Annotated in this window: 5 protein-coding genes; 2 read left to right on the top strand and 3 right to left on the bottom strand. The window is 73.1% G+C overall.

The features are described 5' to 3' along the window. Nucleotides 1-106: 106 nt before the first annotated feature. The 3 genes from ABZ340_RS36360 to ABZ340_RS36350 all read right to left on the bottom strand — a co-directional run bounded on the left by ABZ340_RS36360 (nucleotide 107) and on the right by ABZ340_RS36350 (nucleotide 1,580). Nucleotides 107-334 (bottom strand): DUF3107 domain-containing protein, encoded by a 228-nt coding sequence (locus ABZ340_RS36360; protein ID WP_358786174.1) that lies wholly within the window; start codon nucleotides 332-334, stop codon nucleotides 107-109. 145 nt (nucleotides 335-479) lie between these two features. Beyond that, a complete protein-coding gene (locus ABZ340_RS36355; RefSeq protein WP_358786173.1) occupies nucleotides 480-1,124 on the bottom strand; it encodes a TetR/AcrR family transcriptional regulator in 645 nt (214 codons plus the stop codon). 231 nt (nucleotides 1,125-1,355) lie between these two features. Beyond that, on the bottom strand, nucleotides 1,356-1,580 hold the full coding sequence (locus tag ABZ340_RS36350) for a hypothetical protein (RefSeq protein WP_358786172.1): 225 nt from the start codon (nucleotides 1,578-1,580) through the stop codon (nucleotides 1,356-1,358). A gap of 340 nt (nucleotides 1,581-1,920) precedes the next feature. Between ABZ340_RS36350 and ABZ340_RS36345 the strand changes: the two genes are divergently transcribed. Together ABZ340_RS36345 and ABZ340_RS36340 are read left to right on the top strand one after the other, a co-directional pair. Further along, nucleotides 1,921-2,943 (top strand): alpha/beta hydrolase, encoded by a 1,023-nt coding sequence (locus ABZ340_RS36345; RefSeq protein ID WP_358786171.1) that lies wholly within the window; start codon nucleotides 1,921-1,923, stop codon nucleotides 2,941-2,943. An 8-nt stretch (nucleotides 2,944-2,951) separates the two neighbouring features. Continuing rightward, nucleotides 2,952-4,544: a DUF3152 domain-containing protein gene (locus tag ABZ340_RS36340; RefSeq protein ID WP_358786170.1), complete on the top strand. Its 1,593-nt coding sequence runs from the start codon at nucleotides 2,952-2,954 to the stop codon at nucleotides 4,542-4,544. Nucleotides 4,545-4,776: the final 232 nt, after the last annotated feature.

The following is a 4,776-nucleotide window of genomic DNA, read 5'->3' as shown; positions in this document are numbered from 1 at the left end:
CTCCGCCCCCCCCCGCCCGCCCCCGGGCTTGCCGGGGGCGGCGGCGCCCGGGCCGGGCCCCGGTCCACACCCCCGGCGGGCCCCCCCCCAAACCCCCGCGCCATGACTACAGCGCGCCGAAGCCCACCTTGCGCGGAGCCGGCTCACCGATCTCGACGTATGCGAGGCGGTCGGCCGGGACCAGCACCTTGCGGCCGTGCTCGTCCACGAGGCTCAGCAGCTGCGCCTTCCCGGCCAGGGCGTCGGCCACCACCCGCTCGACCTCCTCGGCGCTCTGACCGCTCTCCAGAACGATCTCGCGGGGCGCGTGCTGCACGCCGATCTTGACCTCCACGGCTATGTCCCTCCGACGGTCAGTGAAGTGCGCGACCTTCCGCGCCGTACCCAGCACACATTAGCCCGCGTGAGCGTGGCGTACGCTCCGCCCGGGAACGCCACGAGCGAACAGGCGGCGGGAACAAAAGCCCGGTGGGCTCCTGTCAGTGGTGCTGCTCGTTGCCGTGCAGCGGGAAGCCCGCGATGCCCCGCCACGCCAGCGAGGCCAGCAGCTGGACCGCCTGGTCGCGCGGCACGCTGCGGTCGCTGTGCAGCCAGGAGCGGGCCACCACCTGGGCGAGGCCGCCCAGGCCCGATGCGAGCAGCATCGACTCCGCGCGCGAGAGGCCGGTGTCCTCGGCGATGACGTCGCAGATCGCCTCCGCGCACTCGTTGGTGACCTTGTCGACGCGCTCGCGCACGGCGGGCTCGTTCGTCAGGTCCGACTCGAAGACCAGGCGGAAGGCCCCGCCGTCGTCCTCGACGTACGCGAAGTAGGCGTCCATCGTCGCCCGGACGCGCTGCTTGTTGTCGTTCGTCGACGCCAGCGCGTTGCGTACGGACTGGATCAGGGACTCGCAGTGCTGGTCCAGCAGGGCGAGGTAGAGGTCGAGCTTGCCCGGGAAGTGCTGGTAGAGCACCGGCTTGCTGACGCCGGCGCGCTCGGCGATGTCGTCCATCGCGGCCGCGTGGTAGCCCTGCGCCACGAAGACCTCCTGCGCGGCGCCCAGCAGCTGGTTCCGTCGGGCACGGCGCGGCAGGCGCGTGCCCCGCGGGCGTACCGCCTCTGTCTGCTCGATGGCTGTCACGCCGCCTCCCAAAATCGTCCACTTGCGGTGTGCGCCGCGCCGCCATCGTACTTTTCGGTAACCGTGGTGTGCGCGGTGCGAGCGCAGAATTTCACGTACCGGACGGTGACGAAAGCCGCGCAGAAGGTTTCAAACAAGCTCAGGCCGGGCAAATATTGGGCTCTTTCCTGCTCGGCGGCGCCTTCCGCCGCTCCCTGTCACGGGGTCACCGGTGTCACGCGATCACCGGTGTCACCGGTAATCGTCCTCGTCGAGGGTGACGATCCGGGTCTGCTCCATCAGATCGGCCTCGCTGGCGCGGTCCGGGTCCACGCCGGTCAGCGGATCGTCGCGGTCGGGCGCGATGTCCGCCTGCTGTTCGGCGGCGTCGACCTCGGGGGCCTCGACGCCGAACTCCTGGTCGTCCCGGGTCTCCTCGTCCTCGAAGGTCTCGGGGTCGGTGGGGTCTACGGCCATGGTGGGCTCCCTTCCTACGAACGTCCCTGAACACATGCAGGGGCCACATGCGGGTGCCCTCTCTACGAGCCTAGGAGACACCCGGTCCGGACGCTATGCGATCTGCTTCCGGACCGTGACGGAACGCTGCGACACCGGTTCGCCGTCGCTGTCCGTCACGGTCCGGCGTGGTGGTTTTTCGCCGCCGTGCCTCTCGTGTACCTCTTGCACGTACCTCTTGTTGCACGTACCTCTTGTATGCGCAGGTATGACCACTCCATGCGCGAGAACGCCCGCGCGGAGGGCCGGTTGTGATGGCGAACACATGAACCACTACGTGATCGTCTCGTAACATTGCCGCATGTCTTCGACCGAGCTGCCCTTCGTGCCGCCCGCCAACGTGCTTCCGAAGGTGGCCGCCGTCAGGGTCGCGGAAGGCGAGCGGCTCAGGTCGGTCCGGCTGCCGGGGATCACGCTGACGATCCGGTCGAGGCGGCCGGCGCGCGAGGGGCTGCCGCCCGCGCTCTACGTCCACGGCCTCGGCGGTTCCTCGCAGAACTGGTCGGCGCTGATGCCGCTGCTGGACGACGTCACCGCCAACGAGGCCGTCGACCTGCCCGGCTTCGGCGACTCCCCGCCACCGGACGACGGCAACTACTCGATCACGGGGCACGCGCGCGCGGTCATCCGTTACCTGGACGCGAGCGGACGTGGCCCCGTGCACCTGTTCGGCAACTCGCTCGGCGGCGCCGTCGCGACCCGTGTCGCCGCGGTGCGGCCCGACCTCGTGCGCACCCTGACCCTCGTCTCGCCCGCGCTGCCGGAGATCCGGGTCCAGCGCTCCGCCGTGCCGACGGGACTGCTGGCGCTGCCCGGAGTGGCCGCGCTCTTCACGCGGCTCACCCGCGAGTGGACGGCGGAGCAGCGGGTCCGCGGTGTCATGGCGCTGTGCTACGGCGATCCCGGACGGGTCACGCCCGAGGGGTTCCGGCACGCCGTGGAGGAGATGGAGCGGCGGCAGCGGCTGCCGTACTTCTGGGACGCGATGGCGCGTTCCGCGCGGGGGATCGTCAACGCCTACACGGTCGGCGGCCAGCACGGGCTGTGGCGGCAGGCCGAGCGGGTCCTCGCGCCGACCCTGCTCGTGTACGGCGGCCGGGACCGGCTCGTCGGCTACCGCATGGCCCAGCGGGCCGCCCGTGCCTTCCGCGACTCCCGGCTGCTGACCCTGCCGGAGGCGGGACACGTGGCCATGATGGAGTATCCGGAGACGGTCGCCACGGCGTTCCGCGAATTCCTCGCGGACACCGGGAAGCCGGCGGCCGGTACGGACACACGCGGGGCCGCGGACGGCGTGCCCGCCGACGAGAACACGGGAGGCTGAGGCGCGACGTGGGACGCCACAGCCGCCGCGGACCGGCCCCCGAGGGCGAGGCCGCGGACACAACTGGAGTACGGGAGAGCGGACCGGGGCAGCCGGGCGCCGGGCAGAGGCCGGGGCCGGTCGGCGTGCCGGGGCCGGGGACGGGCCGCCGGCGGATGCCCGGACCGCAGGCGGGCGAACAGGCGCCGCCGAGGGGCGGATCGCCGGGGTACGCGGGAGCGCGCCTTCCGGACGGGACGCCGGCGCACGGTGTCCGGCGCCACCCGGACGGGACACCGGCGCACGGGGTGCCGCGCGTCTCCGGCGGGGGACCGGCGCACGGTGTCCCGCACCCGGCGGGCGAGGGCACGCCCGCGGGGGGTGTGCCCCGTTTCCCCGGCGGCACGCCGGCGCAGGGTGCCCCGCAGGTCCGCGGCGGCCACCCCGAGCAGCACGAAGGCGGGGGCGGCTGGGGCCGGCTGAGCGGGGCACGGGGGCGGTCCGCGGGCCCCGACGCTTCTGCGGGCTCCGGTGCTTCTGCAGGCTCCGGCCCGGGTGTCGCCTTCCCGCGGCAGCAGGGGCAGGGGCAGCGATGGGCGGACCTCACGGGACCGCGGCAGGACTACGTGGACGCCTTCGACGCGGACGACGACGTCTCCGTCCCCCGTTCCCGTCGCCGTACCGGCACTCCCGCGCGGGCCGCCGACCCTCACGCCTCCGTCACCGACCGGGACTCCGGCCGGGCCGGCGGTGCCGGCACCGCGTACGGCACGGACGACGCGCCGCCCACCGGCGGGTCCGCCCCCGCCAAGGGCGGCAGGGGGCGTACCTACACCGGTATCGCGGCCGCCGCCGTCACCACCGTGCTCGCGGTCGTCGTCGCCGGCCAGGTCGCCGACGGGCGGGACGGCCAAGGCGTACAGCCGCGGTCTGCCGGTGACCAGGCGCGGGACGACCGCGATCCCGCCTCGCGCGCGGACGGGCGGCCGACGCCGTCGGTGTCCGCCGGTGCGGTGCCGCTGACGTACGAGCAGAAGATGGACAGGAAGTACCCGCTCAGCGCCACGCTGAAGGGTCCGGGCACGTTCTACGCGGTCCCGGGCGTCGACAAGGCACCGGGCAAGGGACAGAAGTTCACCTACCGCGTGGACGTCGAGAAGGGGCTCGGCCTGGACGGCAAGCTGTTCGCGCAGGCCGTGCAGAAGACGCTCAACGACGACCGGAGCTGGGCGCACGACGGCGCCCTCGCGTTCGAACGCATCCACTCCGGGCACCCCGACTTCGTGATCACCCTCGCCAGTCCCGGGACCACCGCCGACTGGTGCGCCAAGTCCGGCCTGGACACCACCGTCGACAACGTGTCCTGCGACTCGGCCGCCACCGAGCGCGTGATGATCAACGCCTACCGGTGGGCGCAGGGCTCGGAGACGTACGGCGACGAGATCCACGCGTACCGGCAGATGCTGATCAACCACGAGGTCGGCCACCGTCTCGGTCACTCCCACGTGACCTGCGACAAGGACGGCGAGCTCGCCCCGGTCATGCAGCAGCAGACCAAGTTCCTCGACCCCCGCGAGGGCGTCCACTGCCTCCCCAACCCCTGGCCGTACCCGGGCAGCTGACGGGCAGCCGACGGGCGACAGCGGGCAGCGGCGGCGGGCGGCGGCGAGCGGGCGGGCCGGACTCGGACTGCGGCATTCCGCGAGCGCGTGATCCCTCGGCGTGATCTCTTAGCGCGACAGAACGTCTCCCGCACGGGAAAGTTACGACCGTTCACCCCTTCTGGTGGGGGGGGGGGGGGGGGGGCGCGGGGGCCCCGGCCCCGGCGGCGAGCGTTGGTGCGGGGCGGGCCGC

Source organism: Streptomyces sp. NPDC006134 (assembly GCF_040628835.1).
Taxonomy (GTDB): domain Bacteria; phylum Actinomycetota; class Actinomycetes; order Streptomycetales; family Streptomycetaceae; genus Streptomyces.
The sequence above is the reverse complement of the archived record's forward strand: the minus strand, read 5'-3'. Positions and strand labels throughout refer to the sequence as shown.